The 18,177-nt window shown below is 39.1% G+C and carries 16 protein-coding genes, 7 tRNA genes and 4 pseudogenes; 8 read left to right on the top strand and 19 right to left on the bottom strand.

The window, feature by feature from the left end; translation table 11 throughout:
- Positions 1-20 precede the first annotated feature (20 nt).
- Positions 21-701, bottom strand: a complete 681-nt coding sequence (locus tag NYE38_RS02600) for an amino acid racemase (RefSeq protein WP_123117619.1) — start codon at positions 699-701, stop codon at positions 21-23.
- 544 nt (positions 702-1,245) lie between these two features.
- Here NYE38_RS02600 and NYE38_RS02595 point away from each other — a divergent pair.
- Positions 1,246-1,707 carry a CarD family transcriptional regulator gene (locus NYE38_RS02595; protein WP_110085355.1) on the top strand — a complete coding sequence of 154 codons (462 nt, stop codon included), beginning with the start codon at positions 1,246-1,248 and terminating at the stop codon, positions 1,705-1,707.
- Between the two features lie 631 nt (positions 1,708-2,338).
- Here NYE38_RS02595 and cspC read toward each other — a convergent pair.
- Entirely contained in the window at positions 2,339-2,542 is a 204-nt protein-coding gene (gene cspC / locus NYE38_RS02590; RefSeq protein WP_003156143.1) for a cold shock protein CspC, read from the bottom strand.
- Between the two features lie 732 nt (positions 2,543-3,274).
- On the opposite strand from cspC, the gene NYE38_RS02585 reads away from it, so the two are divergent.
- The 3 genes from NYE38_RS02585 to NYE38_RS02575 all read left to right on the top strand — a co-directional run bounded on the left by NYE38_RS02585 (position 3,275) and on the right by NYE38_RS02575 (position 6,633).
- Positions 3,275-4,303: a fatty acid desaturase gene (locus NYE38_RS02585; protein ID WP_026092308.1), complete on the top strand. Its 1,029-nt coding sequence runs from the start codon at positions 3,275-3,277 to the stop codon at positions 4,301-4,303.
- A 512-nt stretch (positions 4,304-4,815) separates the two neighbouring features.
- Positions 4,816-5,391 (top strand): TetR/AcrR family transcriptional regulator, encoded by a 576-nt coding sequence (locus tag NYE38_RS02580; RefSeq protein WP_237586965.1) that lies wholly within the window; start codon positions 4,816-4,818, stop codon positions 5,389-5,391.
- A 72-nt stretch (positions 5,392-5,463) separates the two neighbouring features.
- Positions 5,464-6,633, top strand: a complete 1,170-nt coding sequence (locus NYE38_RS02575; protein ID WP_017419211.1) for an MFS transporter — start codon at positions 5,464-5,466, stop codon at positions 6,631-6,633.
- 334 nt (positions 6,634-6,967) lie between these two features.
- Here the strand turns inward: NYE38_RS02575 and NYE38_RS02570 are convergent, their stop codons facing one another.
- Positions 6,968-7,606, bottom strand: a complete 639-nt coding sequence (locus NYE38_RS02570) for an NAD(P)-dependent oxidoreductase (RefSeq protein WP_017419212.1) — start codon at positions 7,604-7,606, stop codon at positions 6,968-6,970.
- A 197-nt stretch (positions 7,607-7,803) separates the two neighbouring features.
- Between NYE38_RS02570 and NYE38_RS02565 the strand changes: the two genes are divergently transcribed.
- Positions 7,804-8,247, top strand: coding sequence for an Rrf2 family transcriptional regulator (locus tag NYE38_RS02565; protein ID WP_017419213.1), 444 nt, complete (start codon positions 7,804-7,806; stop codon positions 8,245-8,247).
- Between the two features lie 342 nt (positions 8,248-8,589).
- Complete coding sequence (locus tag NYE38_RS02560) at positions 8,590-8,931, top strand: MmcQ/YjbR family DNA-binding protein (protein ID WP_015239219.1); 342 nt, start codon at positions 8,590-8,592, stop codon at positions 8,929-8,931.
- Between the two features lie 263 nt (positions 8,932-9,194).
- On the opposite strand, the gene NYE38_RS02555 is transcribed toward NYE38_RS02560, so the two are convergent.
- Both NYE38_RS02555 and NYE38_RS02550 read right to left on the bottom strand, forming a co-directional pair.
- Positions 9,195-9,620 carry a MaoC family dehydratase gene (locus NYE38_RS02555; RefSeq protein WP_017419214.1) on the bottom strand — a complete coding sequence of 142 codons (426 nt, stop codon included), beginning with the start codon at positions 9,618-9,620 and terminating at the stop codon, positions 9,195-9,197.
- A pseudogene (locus NYE38_RS02550) lies at positions 9,617-10,102 on the bottom strand (cystatin-like fold lipoprotein). Before NYE38_RS02550 ends, NYE38_RS02555 begins: the two are co-directional and overlap by 4 nt.
- 249 nt (positions 10,103-10,351) lie before the next feature.
- Between NYE38_RS02550 and NYE38_RS02545 the strand changes: the two are divergent.
- A pseudogene (locus NYE38_RS02545) lies at positions 10,352-10,453 on the top strand (esterase); the annotation flags it as partial.
- A gap of 615 nt (positions 10,454-11,068) precedes the next feature.
- Here NYE38_RS02545 and NYE38_RS02540 read toward each other — a convergent pair.
- The 13 genes and pseudogenes from NYE38_RS02540 to NYE38_RS02480 all read right to left on the bottom strand — a co-directional run bounded on the left by NYE38_RS02540 (position 11,069) and on the right by NYE38_RS02480 (position 15,729).
- On the bottom strand, positions 11,069-12,472 hold the full coding sequence (locus NYE38_RS02540) for an MFS transporter (RefSeq protein ID WP_021495073.1): 1,404 nt from the start codon (positions 12,470-12,472) through the stop codon (positions 11,069-11,071).
- Between the two features lie 98 nt (positions 12,473-12,570).
- A pseudogene (locus tag NYE38_RS02535) lies at positions 12,571-12,726 on the bottom strand (BCCT family transporter); the annotation flags it as partial.
- 12 nt (positions 12,727-12,738) lie between these two features.
- Positions 12,739-12,867 carry a hypothetical protein gene (locus tag NYE38_RS02530; RefSeq protein ID WP_223204396.1) on the bottom strand — a complete coding sequence of 43 codons (129 nt, stop codon included), beginning with the start codon at positions 12,865-12,867 and terminating at the stop codon, positions 12,739-12,741.
- Positions 12,824-12,979 (bottom strand): annotated as a pseudogene (locus NYE38_RS02525) (tetratricopeptide repeat protein); the annotation flags it as partial. The gene NYE38_RS02530 and the pseudogene NYE38_RS02525, both read right to left, overlap by 44 nt.
- Before the next feature lie 472 nt (positions 12,980-13,451).
- Complete coding sequence (locus tag NYE38_RS02520) at positions 13,452-13,976, bottom strand: NAD(P)H-dependent oxidoreductase (RefSeq protein WP_065180990.1); 525 nt, start codon at positions 13,974-13,976, stop codon at positions 13,452-13,454.
- A gap of 468 nt (positions 13,977-14,444) precedes the next feature.
- A tRNA-Leu gene (locus tag NYE38_RS02515) sits at positions 14,445-14,528 on the bottom strand.
- A gap of 68 nt (positions 14,529-14,596) precedes the next feature.
- Positions 14,597-14,678 (bottom strand) — tRNA-Leu (locus NYE38_RS02510).
- An 8-nt stretch (positions 14,679-14,686) separates the two neighbouring features.
- Positions 14,687-14,762: transfer RNA gene (locus NYE38_RS02505), tRNA-Lys, on the bottom strand.
- 33 nt (positions 14,763-14,795) lie between these two features.
- Positions 14,796-14,870, bottom strand: a tRNA-Gln gene (locus NYE38_RS02500).
- Between the two features lie 11 nt (positions 14,871-14,881).
- A tRNA-Glu gene (locus NYE38_RS02495) sits at positions 14,882-14,956 on the bottom strand.
- Between the two features lie 19 nt (positions 14,957-14,975).
- Positions 14,976-15,066, bottom strand: a tRNA-Ser gene (locus NYE38_RS02490).
- Between the two features lie 3 nt (positions 15,067-15,069).
- Positions 15,070-15,144: transfer RNA gene (locus NYE38_RS02485), tRNA-Asn, on the bottom strand.
- Between the two features lie 135 nt (positions 15,145-15,279).
- Positions 15,280-15,729 (bottom strand): SprT family protein, encoded by a 450-nt coding sequence (locus tag NYE38_RS02480; protein WP_017419220.1) that lies wholly within the window; start codon positions 15,727-15,729, stop codon positions 15,280-15,282.
- Positions 15,730-15,828: 99 nt separating this feature from the next.
- Between NYE38_RS02480 and cmpA the strand changes: the two genes are divergently transcribed.
- Positions 15,829-15,942 carry a cortex morphogenetic protein CmpA gene (gene cmpA, locus NYE38_RS02475; RefSeq protein ID WP_003156164.1) on the top strand — a complete coding sequence of 38 codons (114 nt, stop codon included), beginning with the start codon at positions 15,829-15,831 and terminating at the stop codon, positions 15,940-15,942.
- Between the two features lie 9 nt (positions 15,943-15,951).
- Here the strand turns inward: cmpA and NYE38_RS02470 are convergent, their stop codons facing one another.
- Positions 15,952-18,111, bottom strand: a complete 2,160-nt coding sequence (locus tag NYE38_RS02470) for a Tex family protein (protein ID WP_065180973.1) — start codon at positions 18,109-18,111, stop codon at positions 15,952-15,954.
- Positions 18,112-18,177 lie beyond the last annotated feature (66 nt).

Here is an 18,177-nt window from a genome sequence, read left to right as displayed (position 1 = left end):
TTGCTGATAAATCAGACGGCTTATTTTGTTAATGATACATACTTATTTACAATGGCTTGAGCGAGACAAGCTGATGAATCAACAAAGGTAAGTTCGCTGCTTTTTTGATCCGTGACCATATTTAAATCCGTACATGCAATGATAACCGTATCAACCTTTTCTGCTAAGTCACGGTGTAATTCATCATATAATGTACCAGCCTCATCGATTTGACCTTGTTTAATCTTTTCTATTATGTGATCGACATAGACTTGCCAACTATCTTGATGTAAAAAATCATAACCTTCTCTGTTTAACGCTTCTTGAAATATTCCAGATTGAACCGTAGGAACGGTGGCTAAAAGAGCTGCTTTTTTTGAACCTTTAGATATTTTTTTTATGGTTTCATCAACCATGTTTAGTAAAGGGACTGAAAGCGCATTTTTTATTTGATTAAAATAAATATGTGCGGTATTACATGGGATTGCAATAAAATCAACACCCGTTTTTTCAAGCTTTACAGCCCCCTCAATAATTGCCTTTTCCATGTCCGTATGATTGAGAGGTTTATTCATGTAGAAAGGAGTCGGACAAGAATAAATCATCATATGAGGAAAATCCATGTCGTGTATTGCTCCATATATTTTTTGGCACTCGTCTACTACCTTATCTACAAATGGCCCAGTAGATTTTGGCCCCATTCCTGCCAGTATTCCAATCATAATTGTCCTCCTCTGTAAAAATGTGTACGAATACGATCACGATGAGTTATTCTTGTGTTACGCATCTGAATTTGCTCTCATTTCTTTTTGGCTGTCTTCTCCTATTTTATCATTTCATTAATCGAATTATCATATCTCATTCCGCCGCACGCAGTCAGCAGAATAACCGATACACTAAGGAAAATAAAAAGACTCTTCAAAGGATGGCTGGCAAACCGGACGACTTCCTATAAGCAGCGAACTCTTTTGGCCACAAAACACATGTTTTAAAAAGAAATAAAAAATACCAAAGGTTGTAAAAAATCCTTGGTATCATTGAGATGCGGCCGAGAGGACTTGAACCTCCACGGGTTATTCACCCGCTGGACCCTCAACATTTCATTGGTTATGAAAGCCGGAATCCCACAGGTTCCCTCTTGTTTTGATGTTGTTTTTCAAAAAAGTTATTGACACCAATAAATGACCATGTTATCATTAAAAATTTGATATCTCACTCCATATATGATAACCTTAAGTTAAGTTCCTATATATGGAGGTGGATGATATGTTTCAAATTGGCGATAACATTGTTTATCCAATGCACGGAGCAGGTACAATTGAAGCCATAGAAGAAAAAGAATTCTTAGAGGAAAAACAACAGTATTATGTCATAAGAATGTCAATCAGTAATATGACAGTTATGATTCCAACGCGTAAAATATTGAGTTCGAATATACGACCAGTTACCGATATACTTGCATTAAAACACATTATGCACATTTTTCAGCATGGAGAATCAGATAGGTTACTGCCATGGAAGCAAAGGTATAAAATAAACACGGACAAAATAAAAACGGGTGAAATACAAGAAGGCGCTGAAGTTGTACGTGATTTAATGCGTATGAAGAAAGAAAAAGCACTTAACGCAAGCGAAAAAAAAATGCTGGATAATGCATATGAATTTTTGATTAGTGAACTGGAAGTCATTAAAGGAATCACTGAAAAACAAATAAAAAGTTTCTGCTAAGGTTAATTTTAAATAATGTTTTGCATTCCAAAAAGCACCCGAAAGTTTTCGGAATATTACGATTAGACGTTCAACCTCTTCAACTTACTTTTTAAACATTAACCGCTTCTATTACTCCTCAATCTAATCTGTTTTATTTTTTCTTCAACGAACACTTGAATTCTCGATGAAATAGTCACTTGATTTTTGTAATCCTGATTCACACTGGCACGGACAAGGAGCCGTAAGGATGGAAGAGAGGCAGGGCTTTCATTGTTTTAGGTCTAAGTGATTATTTCCGGAAGAAAAAACAACCACTCTCCTCTTTATCTTTAAGAATTTCTTACATCTCTTGCGACAGTGAATAGCAGTTGTTTATCTTCTTTTCATATTAGAGATATGCGAAATGTAACAAAGAATAACATACAGATATATTGAGAACATAAAAACAAATCATTTATATATATTCCACATATCGTCAATCCGGTATGTTATACTGTAAACAATCCTTTGAGGTTTTAAACCTTTTTCTTACCTTGTAGCAACTGTCCCTACTCGAACGTTGAGTAGGGTTTTTTTTATTCAGTATGATACAGAGAACATAAAAAAACAGGCCCTGTATAAAGAGCCTGTTTGTATAAACGATTAAAGATTAAGCAGTTTTTTGAACGTTAGCAGCTTGAGCTCCACGAGCACCTTGCTCAACGTCAAACGTTACTTTTTGACCTTCGTCTAAAGATTTGAATCCGTCACTTTGGATTGCAGAAAAGTGTACGAATACATCGTCTCCATTTTCACGTTCGATAAATCCAAAACCTTTTTCTGCATTAAACCATTTAACTGTACCTTGTTCCATTTTTGTTGCCTCCTAGTGTGTTACACATTGTATTACTATCCTTGCCCAAAGTATCATCAAGACGAAAAGTCGATATTCATACTATCCTTTACACGAACAAAAATAATTCCCCTTTATCATAGCACGAAACGGAAATAACTGCAAATTAATATTATAATTCATTCATGATGTTATTTGTTAAACCTGTCGATACGAGTGCAAAATAAGATGCCTATTAATGACTATGGTTTGAAAACACCGTGAAAATGAATCACGAGTGTCTTCAATCCCAGTACTTCATATTGATTGTTAAAGATTTCTTTAAAAAGCTCAGCTGTTTCTTGTTCAAGTACAAGATATTCTTGGCTGTTCACTGGTATAGCTTTGTTTCTGCAGATGTTTCCAAACGATCATTCAAGTATACCCCCTATTTTAACGGTATTAACTTGTCATGTTTGTTCCTCAAACAATCAATGTTTACGGTCTAAATAAACCGATTCACATAGGGGAGCATGGAGAGAGTTTGGCCCGATAAAGAGCCGGGTATAATCTTCATACGCTTTTTGTATCCCGGCTGGCCATTGCTAATAAAGATTTAATCGAGATGGAGAACAGTTTCTGACCTTCAATAGTTTTACATAAGATTAGGAAAGATACTTATCATACATGGAGTATGACAGCTGGGACTTCAAAGGCAATAAAACGTTTTCTATACGCAGATTAAGAACATCAGGGAAGGGGAAGCTTTTAAAAATGAATGAACAAAACCTAAGGACTTTGAGAAAACTGGTTACCCCTTATGAAAAGTCCGATTTACACAAAAGTATTTGTCAAATCATTAACACATTGGTGCCGTTTTTCCTGTTATGGTGTTTGGCCTATAAGAGCTTGTCGATTTCTTATATCCTTACATCAGCGATTTCTGTCGTTGCGGCAGGTTTTTTAGTGAGAACCTTCATCATCTTTCATGATTGCTGCCACTATTCCTTTTTTAAGAACCGAAAGGCGAATCGAATCCTTGGAACAATTACAGGAATTCTGACTCTGCATCCGTTTGATCATTGGGCACACGATCATTCTGTCCATCATGCGACAAGCAGCAACCTGGACAAACGCGGTACGGGCGATATTTGGGTACTGACTGTTGAGGAATATAAAGAAGCCTCAACTAAGACAAAAATAATGTACCGTTTGTACAGAAATCCGTTTGTTATGTTTATTATCGGACCGATTTACGTCTTCGGGATTACCAATCGTTTTAATCGTAAAGGGGCAAAACGCAAAGAACGGATGAATACATATGTAACGAACCTGGGGATCGTCGCTTTGGCAGCACTTTTATGTTGGGCTATCGGCTGGCAAAACTTTCTGCTGGTCCAGACGCCAATTTTTATGATATCGGGATCCCTCGGAATTTGGATGTTTTATATTCAGCATACGTTTGAGGATTCATATTTCGAAGAAGATGAGCATTGGGAATATGTAAAAGCAGCCGTTGAAGGAAGCTCTTTTTATAAGCTTCCAAAAGTCATGCAGTGGCTGACAGGCAATATCGGTTTCCATCATGTTCATCATTTAAGCCCAAGAGTCCCAAACTATAAGCTTGAAATCGTGCATAACAACACTGAACCATTGCAAAACGTTCCGACCATCACACTGGCAACAAGTTTTAAGTCGTTAAAGTTCCGTCTATGGGATGAAGAAGGCAAAAAATTTGTTGGTTTTAACCACTTAAAAAAAACTTCTAAAAGCCAGGTATCAGCTCGGCTAAGAACGGATTAAATAAACGCCCGTAATCGGTGATAATGGCAGTGTATCTTGCAGAATAAAAGTGCAGACTCGCACAAAGATTTTGTGCAGAGGTCAGCACTTTTTTTAATGCCACATGCGCTTACAACAAAAAAATACCAAAGGTGTCAAAACCCTTGGTATCATTGAGATGCGGCCGAGAGGACTTGAACCTCCACGGGTTATTCACCCGTTGGGCCATCAATAAAGTAAAACTGTGTTTTCTGTTATAAAACCTTTGAATATTCATATTGTGGAGTAAAAATGGAGTAGTTTTTCATTTCCAAAAAGTTACATGACATATCATTGGTGCCATGTATCTTAAAATAGCCACCGTTTTAAAGAAAAAAGATCCTTTTGAAACTGATCTTTCCCAATCTTAGATTGACCCCATTTATGACAAAAGGACAGGATCGTTCTAAAGATAAGAAGAGGAATGGATCATAATTATTCTTTACCGATCGTTCTCAATATGTTATGATTACCATCACAAGGAGGGGAATTTAGTGGCTAGAACCAAGGAATTTGATGAAGATGCAGTACTGCTTAAAGCTGTTCGTTTATTTTGGGAACAAGGGTATGAGAAAACTTCCATGACAGACTTAGTTAACCATATGGGAGTGCACAAGAGAAGTTTGTATGATACCTTCGGAGATAAGCATTCGTTATACATTAAGGCTTTAAACCGTTACACTCAATTGCAGTCGAAGAAAAAAATCAATAAAGAGAATCTTACTGCAGTTGAAGCAATCCGGCAGTTGTTCGATAGAGTCATTACTAGAGGAGAAGGCGAATACCCTAAAGGATGTTTGATCGTAAACACAGCAGTTGAACTGGCTCTGCATGATTCCGAATGTAAGGATTGGGTAGATCAACGATTAACCGATACAGAGCGTCTAATCCGTGAACTCATTGAGGCAGGTCAGCAGTCCGGAGAACTCGATAAGAGGCAAAACGCGGAATTACTATCCCAATATATAAATAATGCTTTAATCGGGCTTCGAGTGATGATCAAGACAACAGATAACAGAGATAAATTAGAGCAGATCGTGGATACGACATTATCCATTTTAAAGAAATAATTTTTTACCCTATTAAGAACGATCATTCTCAAATAAAACGGATTTACTAATAAAGTGCGAGGAGAACGAAAGATGAAGAGAATGTTTTGGATTATTCTGATGATGTCTTGCGGAGCCACTTATATTTCATCATTATTCCCTATATACGGGAGTCACTATCAAATGAGCAGCCTAGAGATTACAATGTTGTTTGCTGTTTATGCCGTTATCTTGGTTCCGACCTTGCTAATCGTAGGAGCCAAGGGGAGCACCTGGGGATTAAAGAAGATCCTTCGCATCAGCATCTGGCTATCCATCGCGTCAACGTTGCTTTTCATAGGGAGCCAGAACGTCTGGATGCTATTTGCGGCAAGGATTTTGGAAGGCATTGCATATGGCGCTTTTACAGGAACGGCCACCACATTTTTATTATCACAAACCTCTCGCCAGCATCTAAGTACTGCTATTAAGTTATCGGGAGTATTCGTAAACGTTGGATTCGGCATGGGTCCGGCTATATCTGGTCTAGTGTTGCAATATGTGCAGGTTCAGCCGCTTCGAATGCCATTTTGGCTTTTGCTTGCCATGCTATTGAGTTCTTTAGTATTTCTGGAAATGTTACCGAGTCTTAAAGAAGAACCAAAACCGCTGAATACAAAAATTTCGCTCGGTATACCGGAAAATATACGATCCCATTTTATTTCATTTATTGGACTTCCGGCTTTTACATTCTTCATGTTAGGCGGAATCGTATTTTCCGTCATTCCTTCCTATGTCAAAAACGTCATTCACTCCTCTAATCTCTCATTAGCAGGTGTGTTGGTGTTCATACTCTTAGGCGTGGCTGCCTTGATACAATTCTTCCCGTGGGTACAGAATCCAGTTAAGCGAATGCGCATCGGAATTGTATTGCTGGCCATCGGTCCGTGGATCATTGTTTTCTCCAGACAGACAGGCGATTTATGGATGCTCTGGATTGGAATGCTTATCCAAGGGGTCGGCGCCGGTTGGTCGTTCCAAGCAGCATTAAGGTTTGCCGGACAGCTGCCTAAGCCGGAAGAACGACCGAGAGTAATATCAGCATTTTATTTGTGCGCTTATTCCGGATTCATTATCCCTCCAATTGGAGTCGGCATTTTGACCAGTTTCTTTAGCTTGAATCACTCATTAATTGTTCTAAACACATTTGCCGCACTAATCGTTATTTATGTCTTGATCTATTCAATCAAGTTTAATCGATATTATTCGAAAGTGACATCATGATTAAACTACCATGAAAATAAACTTCTGTAATTTAGAAGTTTTGACGGACCCCTTACCGTACTTAATAATAAATATCATGTTGATAGATGTATTTTAAAAAAGCCCACTCACGAAAACGAGTGGGTTTACAAAAGCTCTAACTAACCCACAAAGGTTTTAGTCAGAGCTATTTATACATATTTTTTTGGTCCAACTCACTAAGCACCTACTCTATCATCAACTCGAATAAATCAGCTGCTCTGATTGCAAAGTTTTCAATGTCTCCGTACATTCTTAGAAGAAAGATACCATTAGCGATGACACTAATGGTACCCCTTTGTTTCTACTCAATAACTTATTCAGCTTCTCCAATAACTGTAAATCGTTCATTTATATGTTTTGGATTTTCAATTTCATCCAATACTGCAATTGCATAGTCTGCATAGCTGATATAACTTTCGCCTTTCGAATTCACAAGAAGATGATCTTTTCCTGACTGATAAAATCCAGTTCTTTTCCCGTCTGGGTCAAATACCGCTGAAGGACTGATAAATGTCCAGTTAATATCAGAAGTTTCCTTTAGTTCTTGCAAGTTACGACCTTGGCCTTTAGCTGTTGGAATAAAAATCTCCGGGAAATCAGGTGTATCCATTACACTGACAGTTTTATTTTCGTCTACATAAAGACTCCCTGCTCCACCTACAATTACAGCTCTTGTGCCCGTTCCTTTTAATGCCCTAATTAATGCCCGGCCAGCATCTACATGTGCCTGTTCTTCTCCTAATGGAGCACCGAAGGCATTAACTGCTACATCTAACTTTTTTAGATCATCCGATGTAAGATCAATTATATTTTTTTCAATGATTGAAATCTTTTCCTCTTTAAGTTTTGCAGCATCTCTTACAATTGCAGTTACTTCATGTCCCCTGCTTACCGCTTCTTTCAAGATAAGACTTCCAGCTTTTCCGGTTGCACCAATGATTCCAATTTTCAATTTAAAGTCCTCCTAATCATTCAAAATTTTAAATGTAACCATATCGATTACATGTAATAATTTTAGTTACACCTTATTTATTTGTCAATACTTTTATCATCTTGTTAATTGAGCATATTAGAGTAAAAGAACTTGTAATACATTCAGTTACAAGTGTACTATAAAGAGTGTAACGTAATTAGGATGGTGAAGAAATCATGTCTATTAGCAGCCGTTTTGCTGTAGGAATTCATATATTGGCTCTTATTGAAATAAATGAAGACGGAATTAGCACTTCTGAATTTTTAGCTGGAAGTGTAAATACAAATCCCGCCTTCATAAGAAAAATTATGGGGATGCTGAAAAAAGCAGGTTTAGTAAAAGTTCGGCCAGGTATTGCAGGAGCTGAATTAGCGAGGGATTTAACTGAAATCACCTTACTTGATGTTTATAGAGCAGTTCATGTTGTTCAAGATAAAGAATTGTTTAGTATACATGAAAATCCCAATCCTCAATGTCCTGTAGGCCGGAACATTCAAAGTACAATTGGTCCAATATTTGAAATCGCCCAATCTGCCTTGGAAAAAGCTCTTGGGCATATCACAATTGATGATGTGGTAAAGGATATTATTGAAAAAGAAAAATTGACCAATAATTGTTAAATGATTTCACAGAAAATCTTTTATCAGATTGAGGATAAGAAAAATGGCTTTTTCATGAACAAAAAAAGAGCAGACATAAAGTCTGCTCCTTTTGATGAAAGATTTAGATTACGGTAAGGGATATAAATATGCTCATGATACAGAGGAAAAATTAACGACAATGCAGACGATGCCAGATTCTTTAATAGGGGTGAGTATTACTATCCAACAACTCAAGGTTCAGAAGCTAAGTTCAAACAAAGACTTGAGGAAATCTCGGATTGGTATAAAAGAAACCGCAAATCTTAGTTTGAACAAATATGTTCTGTATATAAAAATAATGAGGTATGGAGTGAATTGATAATGAATTATGATGAAATAAAAGATTACTGCCTAACCTTTCCAAACTCTTATGAAGACCATCCTTTTGGAGATGGTTGGACTGCAATTCGGCACAAAGGGAATAAGAAAATATTTGCACTTATCTTCACCCGCGACGAACACTTATGTGTCAACCTTAAATGCGAACCTGAAAGGGCTGATTTTCTACGTGGTCTTTTTGAAGAAATCAAGCCCGGATACCATATGAACAAGGAGCATTGGAATACTCTTACCTTAGATGAGGGACTCCCAGAGCACCAAATCCATGACATGGTAAAGTACAGCTTTGAACTGACAAAACCAAAAAGTAAAAAGGAGACATAACATCGAAGGATAGAACGCTCATTATAGATATTCATCCGGTGCAGTGATACAGAGAAATATGCAAAAAACCTCAAGTCAGCAATGTTTAAATTCGTATTTACGAGATGATTTTTTCGTTATTGTTAGTCCTTTGTTTCTTGACATAGGTTGAACAAATAAAAAAGAGCAGACTCAAAGTCCACTCAATTCATTAAGATGATTGCTTATTTCATCCAGACACCTATAAAAAATGAAAGGTGACGATGATATGCCACAAAAGTCATTTAGCGTTTCATTAATACTGATAACTCACCTTCAAACACTTTTTCTTCTTTCTGATTATAGGTAGATAACAATACAGTAAGTATCCCCGTCTGGCTTTTATTTGGTTTTTTATCAATAACCTTAACAATAGTGTGCAGTTTATCATTAGGGTAAACGGGTGCTAGGAATTTTATATTATTCATTCCTGTCCCAGCAATAATATCGTCTTCATGACACCCTTCTTCAATCCAAAGCTTAAAAGTAATAGATAACGTTTGTATTCCAGAAGCAATAATTCCATTAAATCTGCCCATTTTTGCTTTTTCTTCATTTAAATGCATGTATTGTGGGTCATACACTTCTGCAAAATTCATTATATTCTCTTTTGTTAATTCAAAAGATTTAGTTTGAAAAACCTGCCCGATGGTGAATTCATCCAACTTCATAAATAAATCTCCTTGAATCTAAACTTTATTATTAAATCTACGTAGCATTTTAACATACTGGCTCTCACACAACAACTTAACGGTGAAACAATTGTTCCCCTATCAGGAATGAACAAGCACATTGTTTTTGTTTCCTTGCTTTTAACCTCTTTATAATCAGGTGTTTTCTTATAAAGACCAAGGCGGTCGCCATCACTATCACCCGGCATATGTGTCATTTCCTCATAAGAATCTCCAAGCTTCTCATAATAAAGAATAAGCAGTCAGCTCTTGCGAGAACTTTCTTCTGGCAGATAAAACGCAAGTTGAATATACTTCCCGTCATCATATACACGAATTATGGCGTTACCTCTTTTGTACTCATCTGAATCTGCTCGTATTTCTTTTCTGACTTTCTTCTCCTGCTTCATCACTTCATTAATTGCATTATCATATTTACTACCGCCGCACGCAGTCAGCAGAAGGATGAAGGTGACTGACAAATCATACGGCCTACTATACAGTAACAGATGAATTTTCCGCAAAAAAATACCAAGGGCGTCTACAACCCTTGGTAACATTGATGCAGCCGAGAGGACTTGAACCTCCAAGGGTTATTCACCCGCAGGGCCCTCCATCTATATTCATAAAACTATTGCTCAGTTGTCAGCATGTTAAGTAAATTACGAATTTCCTTGTTATAACTTTTAATTTCTTCTTCATTACAACCGGTTTTATCAAATACTGCATTAGGTATCATTCACGATTTCGTGATGCTCAACGCCTTAGCTAAAACTGAAGCTGCGCGCGGAGCAATTGATCTTGCCGCAACTTGGCTGCGTAAAGGGTTTTAATTCATCTATTGTTTCGTCACTTAGAGACTGCTGCAAATAAATAAAAAACAAACAGATCCACTCAAATAATTGAGTGGATCGTATATTGATTCAATAACTTATCGCAAATATATTAACGTTGGAATAATGGAACTTTTGATGAGCTTTTTAATCGGGCTGGTTATTATTTTGTTGTTGAGATGTCCCTAATTGAAAAGCTAACTCCACAACAAACTCCATTTTTTCACCAGTTCACCCTCTTCATATCCAAAAAACCTTTGTTGATAAAAACAATAGGATTATTAGTTAGCGTACAAGTTCTCGTTTTCTGCTTTGGGCCCCATATAGAAAATAAAAAGCCAGCTCTCCTTCGGGAGAAGAACTGGCATAACAAAGCTTCTTATTTCTTATTTTGCTGTATTGCTCGGACCTTTTAATTTCTCTTCGTTCTTGCGTCAATGTTTTATTATTAGGACACAACCAATAAAATAATGACGATCGAGAATAGCAACGCTGCTTTTGCAAAGCAGTAAGCCCTCCAGAATATAAAAGAGCTGCAGTCATTGCTGCTCGGATAATCCCAGCTTACTCTGAGTCTGTATTTCGAGTAGCCGGTCAATTAAATGGATGTTTTTTTCATTCCTTTTCTGTTTGTTCCATTTTCCACCACAGTGAATCTTTTGGATTTTCAACAGCTTCTTGAAACTCAGCTTTAGAAGCAACTGTTGGGTAAGAACCTTTTAAAGATTTACCTGAAGTATCTTTAAATAAGGTTAACACAACTATTAAGCCAATTAAACTAACTGCTAATAAATAGAAACCCGGCGCCAAATTGTTTCTTGTCACATGGGTTAACCAAGAAGCAACTAAAGGTGTTGTTCCGCCAAAAATAGAAACTGATAAGTTGAATGTCCAGGATAATGTTCGATATCTAATGTCAGTATGGAACAACGTAGGTAAAGATCCTGGCATAGTACCTTCGTATACAGATAATACAATACCTAACATTAAAAGTCCTATAAATAAGAATATTAGACTCCCCATATTAAGAAATTGAAAAGAGATAATCGAAAATACAATTCCTAATACTAATCCAATTGTTATAACTTTTTTATTTCCTAATTTATCTCCCAATTTACCAAAAGTTAAAGCGAACGGTACCATAATAATCAATACAATTGCTGTAACCGGTGTACTTATATTATCACTTATACCAAGGTTCTCATCTAAATAAGAAGGCATATAACCTAACAATAGGTAATTGGTTATATTGAAAAATGCCACAAATACGATACATAAAAAGATATCTTTTTTATATGTTTTAATGACTTCTAATAAACCTGGTTGTTGTTCTTGGTTTTCAGAGATGTCATTTTCAAAGATTGGTGATTCATCTAAATGACTTCTCAAATATAAACCAAATAATCCTATTGGAATACTTAAGAAGAAAGGAATTCTCCATCCCCAACTATTCATTTGAACATCAGATAAAGTCCAGAAAAGTACTGTAACTAAAACAGACGCTACTATATAACCAGATAATGTCCCGATTTCTAAACCGCTGCCTAACCTTATACGTTTATTATCTGGAGAAGATTCTGCGATATATACCATTGCACCAGCGTACTCTCCACCCACAGAAAAACCTTGCAGAATACGAGCTAAGAGTAATAATATAGGGGCCCATACACCAATCTGGTCATAGGTAGGAAGCACACCAATTATTAAAGTAGATAAAGCCATCATTAAAATAGTAATTGTTAATACTATTTTCCGACCAAATTTATCACCCACTTTACCAAAAATAATTCCGCCTACCGGTCTAAGTAAGAAGGCAATTGCAAATGTAGCAAAAGTAAATATTAACTTTAATTCATCGTTTTGAACCGGACTGAAAAAGTTTTTACTAATAATAACTGCCAAATAAGAATATAAAGCAAAATCAAACCATTCCATCGCGTTTCCTATCCCTGTAGCAAACACGCTTTTCTTCGCTTTTTGAATGTCTACAACGTTAATTTTTTTCTTGTTAAACTTCATTTAATAATATCGACTCCTTAATTATCAAATCCACATTATACAAGCGTATAAACGGTCCAAGCATGCAGTCCCAGAATGTATAGCGTAATGCTTCTCTAAAGTCTGGGGGTTTCTGTTTCACCTGATGGAGAGCTAACGGCATAGTGGATGATTGGTTCAACTGTACCTTAAAAGACTAGACGAATATCCATACCAGCGCCAAATAACATTGTAAACCAGGAAAGAAGGATGAAATTCAGTTTTTTCGCTGGTTTTCGTTACGGCGACTATCGACAAATAAGAACCAAGCAAAGTATTGTCCAGATAGTTTGAGTATTTTGATCACTTTGCAAATAAGTTATTGAAAATACACTACCTAAAATCACTGCAGCCAATAGACACCGGCTGATTTTCATCAATAATCTCCCCTTTTTTAATTTTCGTAGAGAGCATTAAGCTTCCTCGTTCATGAAAATAATCAACGACTTCAATCGAAAAATTTTCAACATCAGCAAACATTTTCCTCGAAGTCTTGGTATTCTTCCTTGCTTAGCAGCACTTTCTCTGCTTTGGCAAATTGGAGTTTGAGGCATTAGTAACTACCTATAATGATGAAAATATTTGTGCGATGTCTACTGCAGATGACTTACTTTAGGTAAGTGGGCAGTAGATCTTTTAAAAATAAGCACAAAAAATACCAAGGATCTCTTTATTACCCTTGGTATCATTGATGCGGCCGAGAGGACTTGCACCTCCACGGGTCATTCACCCGCTGGTCCCTCAACCTAGTAAAAACCTATCATGAGTTACAAAAGCTTTTATTCAAAGCATCTGTTTATTTTATTTATACTTATTTTCATCATTTTTCATGAATTCTGAGCACAAACTGGGCACCGATTAGAGACCAAGGAAATCTACATTTCATCAAGAAATATGTACTCATCGCCCTGCTGTAATTAGTTTCACATCATTTATTTCAACTTCCCTCGCGAATACCGGATCAATGCTCAGCTTTAAGATAGTCAACCAATTTCTCCGCACTGTTCTTAACATCTTCTTTTGAAAGGTGAAGTGTCCCATATTGTGTAAAGGCAGGAAGAAAACGCATTCCTATATAGCTAGCAGTGACTTGAAACGGTCTGATAAGCTCGCTGATCGTGATATTATATTCTCCGCCTGCTTGATAATCAGATTCCTGTGCGCCTAAGGAGATAGCTAAGAGTAGTTCTTTTCCATGCAATTTAGTACCTCCAGTTCCATAAGCCCAGCCATGTGTTAACACATCATCTTCCCATTGTTTGAGTAACGCGGGACTGCTGTACCAATACATTGGGAACTGAAAAACGATACGCTCATGATCTAACAGGAGCTGCTGCTCTTTTTCTACATCAATGATAAAATTAGGGTATTCACCGTACAGGTCATGAACCGTAATGTCATTCTCTTGCTTTAAACGATTCATCCAGGTTCTGTTGACAACAGACGTTTCCAAATTAGGGTGTATAACGATAACTAATGTTTTCATTTGACTGTTATCCTTTCTTCGCTGATTAGTTATTATTGCTTTTGTGATAAAGAATTGATTCTAATTTTAAAATAACAACTTATTTACACCTATTTTATCCTTTTTCATGAATTCAGGGCAACTAATTGGACACCGATTACATTTATAGCCCAAAAAAGGCTTAACCTTTTAAAAAAGATTAAGGCTTTTCAGTACCTTTATGCCCCTGCCCTATTATCTCGTGTCTAAATTCTAATAACTGATCATATAACAAGGCATCTTTGTTTTCCCTCCATGCTTAGCAATACTTCCTCTGCTTTTGCAAATTGGAGTTTGAGGCATTAGTAACTACCTATAATGATGAAAATATTTATGCGATGTCTACTGCAGATGACTTACTTTAGGTAAGCGGGCAGTTTGTGGATAGTAGATCATTTAAAAATAAGCACAAAAAAATACCAAAGGTGGTTAAACCCTTGGTATCATTGATGCGGCCGAGAGGACTTGAACCTCCACGGGTTATTCACCCACTAGGCCCTCAACCTAGCGCGTCTGCCATTCCGCCACGACCGCGTGCTATGAAGCTGTCTTTCCACTAAGCATATAAGCTAGTGATGATGATCAGCACTTTGAAAAGAAAGTGCGGGTGAAGGGACTCGAACCCCCACGTCGTAAGACACTAGATCCTAAGTCTAGCGCGTCTGCCAATTCCGCCACACCCGCGTGACAAGTGGTGAGCCATGAAGGACTCGAACCTTCGACCCTCTGATTAAAAGTCAGATGCTCTACCAACTGAGCTAATGGCTCGCTCTAAAAGTGATTCAAAATTTTTAAATAAAATGGCTGGGCTAGCTGGATTCGAACCAACGCATGACGGAGTCAAAGTCCGTTGCCTTACCGCTTGGCTATAGCCCAACGAAGGTAAATGGTGACCCGTACGGGATTCGAACCCGTGTTACCGCCGTGAAAGGGCGGTGTCTTAACCGCTTGACCAACGGGCCGTCTGGTTGAGAACTTATCTGGCGGAGAAGGAGGGATTTGAACCCTCGCGCCGCTTACGCGACCTACACCCTTAGCAGGGGCGCCTCTTCAGCCACTTGAGTACTTCTCCATATGGCTCCACAGGCAGGATTCGAACCTGCGACCGATCGGTTAACAGCCGATAGCTCTACCACTGAGCTACTGTGGAATAATCAGACTTTCTTTATTATAAATGATGCGACATATTGTGTCAAGAAGCAACATTTATTTTTTTAAGAAAGTGTCGTTGTCTCTCAACGACTTTTATAATTTAACATAGAACATTAAAATGAGTCAAGCCTTTTTAAAAAATTCTTTTGATTTTTCCTCTGCACTTTCCGCAGGCATATCTTTCCGGGTTCATTGCCTGCTTCTTTATATACTGTTGGCCGCAGGCCGCGCATCTATACATATATGTTTTCTTTTGTGTCTTTTTGGTTTGCAGCGGCGTGCAGAATCTCGGCGCTCCGACTTTCTGAAGCAGGTCTCTGAAGTCTTTGTCTCTGTGCTTGTACCCTTTTCCCTCAAGATGAAGATGATAATGGCACAGCTCGTGTTTGATGATTCCTACCAGCTCGCTCTGCCCGTGTTCGAGCAGATATTTGCGGTTTAATTCGATGTTATGGGAAGACAGCATGTACCGGCCGCCTGTCGTTTTCAGCCGGTCATTGAAGAAGGCTCTGTGACGGAACGGCTTTCCGAAATCTTGTGCAGAGATGTCTTCCGTCAGCTGTTGAAGTTGTTCGTTATCCATAAGTGCACCCCGCTTTAAAAACATTGAACGGGACAATTCACCGTTCGCATACAATGAGTTAAAACCGACCTCTAACTAAAAGCTGAGGAGGAATGAGCCATGCCGAATTGGCTGATGAAACAAATGCAAAAAGCGTTTTTAGAAAAGGACAATTACCAAATCAAACTGCTGAACCAGTGCTGGTATTTCTACAGAAAAAAACACTGCTCGTAAGCAGTGCTTTTATTTTACCATAGACAGCGACACTCTGCCTTTTTGCACGTCAACCCCTTCAACCCATACGGTGACGATGTCTCCGACCGATACGACGTCGAGAGGATGTTTGACGAATTGATTGCTCAGTTTTGAAATGTGCACAAGCCCGTCCTGTTTGACGCCGATATCGACGAAAGCGCCGAAGTCTACAACGTTGCGGACGGTGCCCTGCAATTCCATTCCTTCCTTTAAATCCTCAAGCTGCAGAACGTCTTTTTTCAGCAAAGGCTTCGGCACTTCGTCACGAGGATCTCGCTCCGGCCTTGTCAGCTGCCCGCAAATATCCGCAAGCGTAATTTCTCCTATACCAAGCTCTTCAGCCGTTTCAGACAGCGGCAGTGCGCTGATTTTCTCTTTTGCGTCCGCGCTTCCGATCTGATCCGCAGTGAGCTGCAGTTTTTTGAGCAGCGCCTTTGTCTCTTTATAGCTTTCCGGGTGTATCCCGGTGCGGTCGAGCGGCTCCGGTCCTCCGGGCACTCTCAAAAAGCCGATGCACTGTTCATATGTTTTTGCGCCGAGACGCGGGATTTCTTTCAGCTCTTTGCGGTTTGTAAATTTTCCGAGCTCTTCCCTTTTTTTGACGATATTGCCGGCAACGGTTTTGGATAACCCGGCTACATATTGAAGCAGCGCGGCGGATGCTGTATTGACATTCACCCCGACTTGGTTGACGACGGTCTCTACGACAAAACGGAGTGATTCATTTAAATGCTTTTGGCTCACATCATGCTGGTATTGCCCGACGCCGACGGATTTAGGATCAATTTTTACAAGCTCGGCCAGCGGGTCCTGCAATCTCCGCGCGATGGAGACGGCGCTGCGCTCTTCGACCTGAAAATCCGGAAATTCTTCACGGGCGATTTCTGACGCGGAATACACGCTTGCTCCGGCCTCATTGACGATGACATAATAAATGTCCCGCTCTGTTTCTTTCAGCACATCAACGACGAATTGCTCTGTCTCCCGTGATGCCGTGCCGTTTCCGATCGCCACAACCTCGACTTCGTACCGGTCCAGCAATTCTTTGATTTTTTTCCGGGCTTCCGCTGTCTTTTTTACGGGAGCGTGCGGGTAAATGACGTCGATTTTCAGCACTTTTCCCGTCTCATCAACAACTGCCAGTTTGCACCCCGTACGGAAGGCCGGATCGACGCCGAGCACAACTTTCCCCTTCATCGGCGGCTGCAGCAGGAGCTTACGCAGGTTTTCAGCGAAAATATGAATCGCCTGCGCGTCTGCTTTTTCTGACAGCTCTTTGCGGATATCGCGCTCAATAGCCGGCTGGATCAGACGTTTGTAACTGTCCTCAATGGCTTCTTTCAGCGTTTCTTTCACAGGCGTTTCACGGCGTTTGATGATTTGCTTTTCTAAATAAGTTTTTATCTGATCGGCGGGCGGTTCGATCGCAATCTTTAAAATGCCTTCTTTTTCACCGCGGTTCATCGCAAGCACTCTGTGAGGAACGACCTTTTGGATCGGCTCTTCGTACTCGTAGTACATTTCATAGACGTTTTTCTCGTCATCTGCGGCTGACTTGCCTGCCGCGGAAGTGAGAATTCCTTTTTTATACGTTTCCTGGCGGATCCACTTTCTGAAATGAGGATCATCCGAGATTTGTTCGGCTATGATGTGCTTCGCGCCTTCAATGGCTTCCTCTCTTGAAGCGACTTCTTTTTCTGCACTGATATATTGATCAGCGATGTCGTGAAGGCGGTTTTCTTTCGGGAGAGAAAGAATATAGTCCGCAAGCGGTTTAAGGCCTTTGCTTTTGGCGACGGTGGCTTTTGTTTTCCGTTTTTGTTTGAAGGGACGGTATAAATCCTCGACTTCCTGAAGCTTGACCGCTTGTTCGATTTTTTGCTTCAGCCCTTCCGTCAGCTTGTCCTGCTCAGAGATCAATCTGATGACTTCTTCTTTCCGCTGCGTCAGGTTTTGTATGTATTGCCACCGCTCGGAGATTGCCTGAATCTGCACCTCGTCCATTGAGCCGGTCTGCTCTTTTCGGTACCGCGCAATAAACGGGACGGTGTTGCCGTCTTCCAGCAGGCGGATGACACTTTCGACATGTTTTTGGGATAACGCTGTTTCTTCAGCAATTTGTTTTTTCAAAAGGGCTAACGTTTCCATATCACAAAAGCCTCCATCTCTTCATTCTTTCTCTAGTGTATCAAAAAACGGCGGAACATAAAAAAA

The organism is Bacillus sp. EU63 (assembly GCF_038592915.1).
Taxonomy (GTDB): Bacteria; Bacillota; Bacilli; order Bacillales; family Bacillaceae; genus Bacillus; species Bacillus velezensis.
The sequence above is the reverse complement of the archived record's forward strand: the minus strand, read 5'-3'. Positions and strand labels throughout refer to the sequence as shown.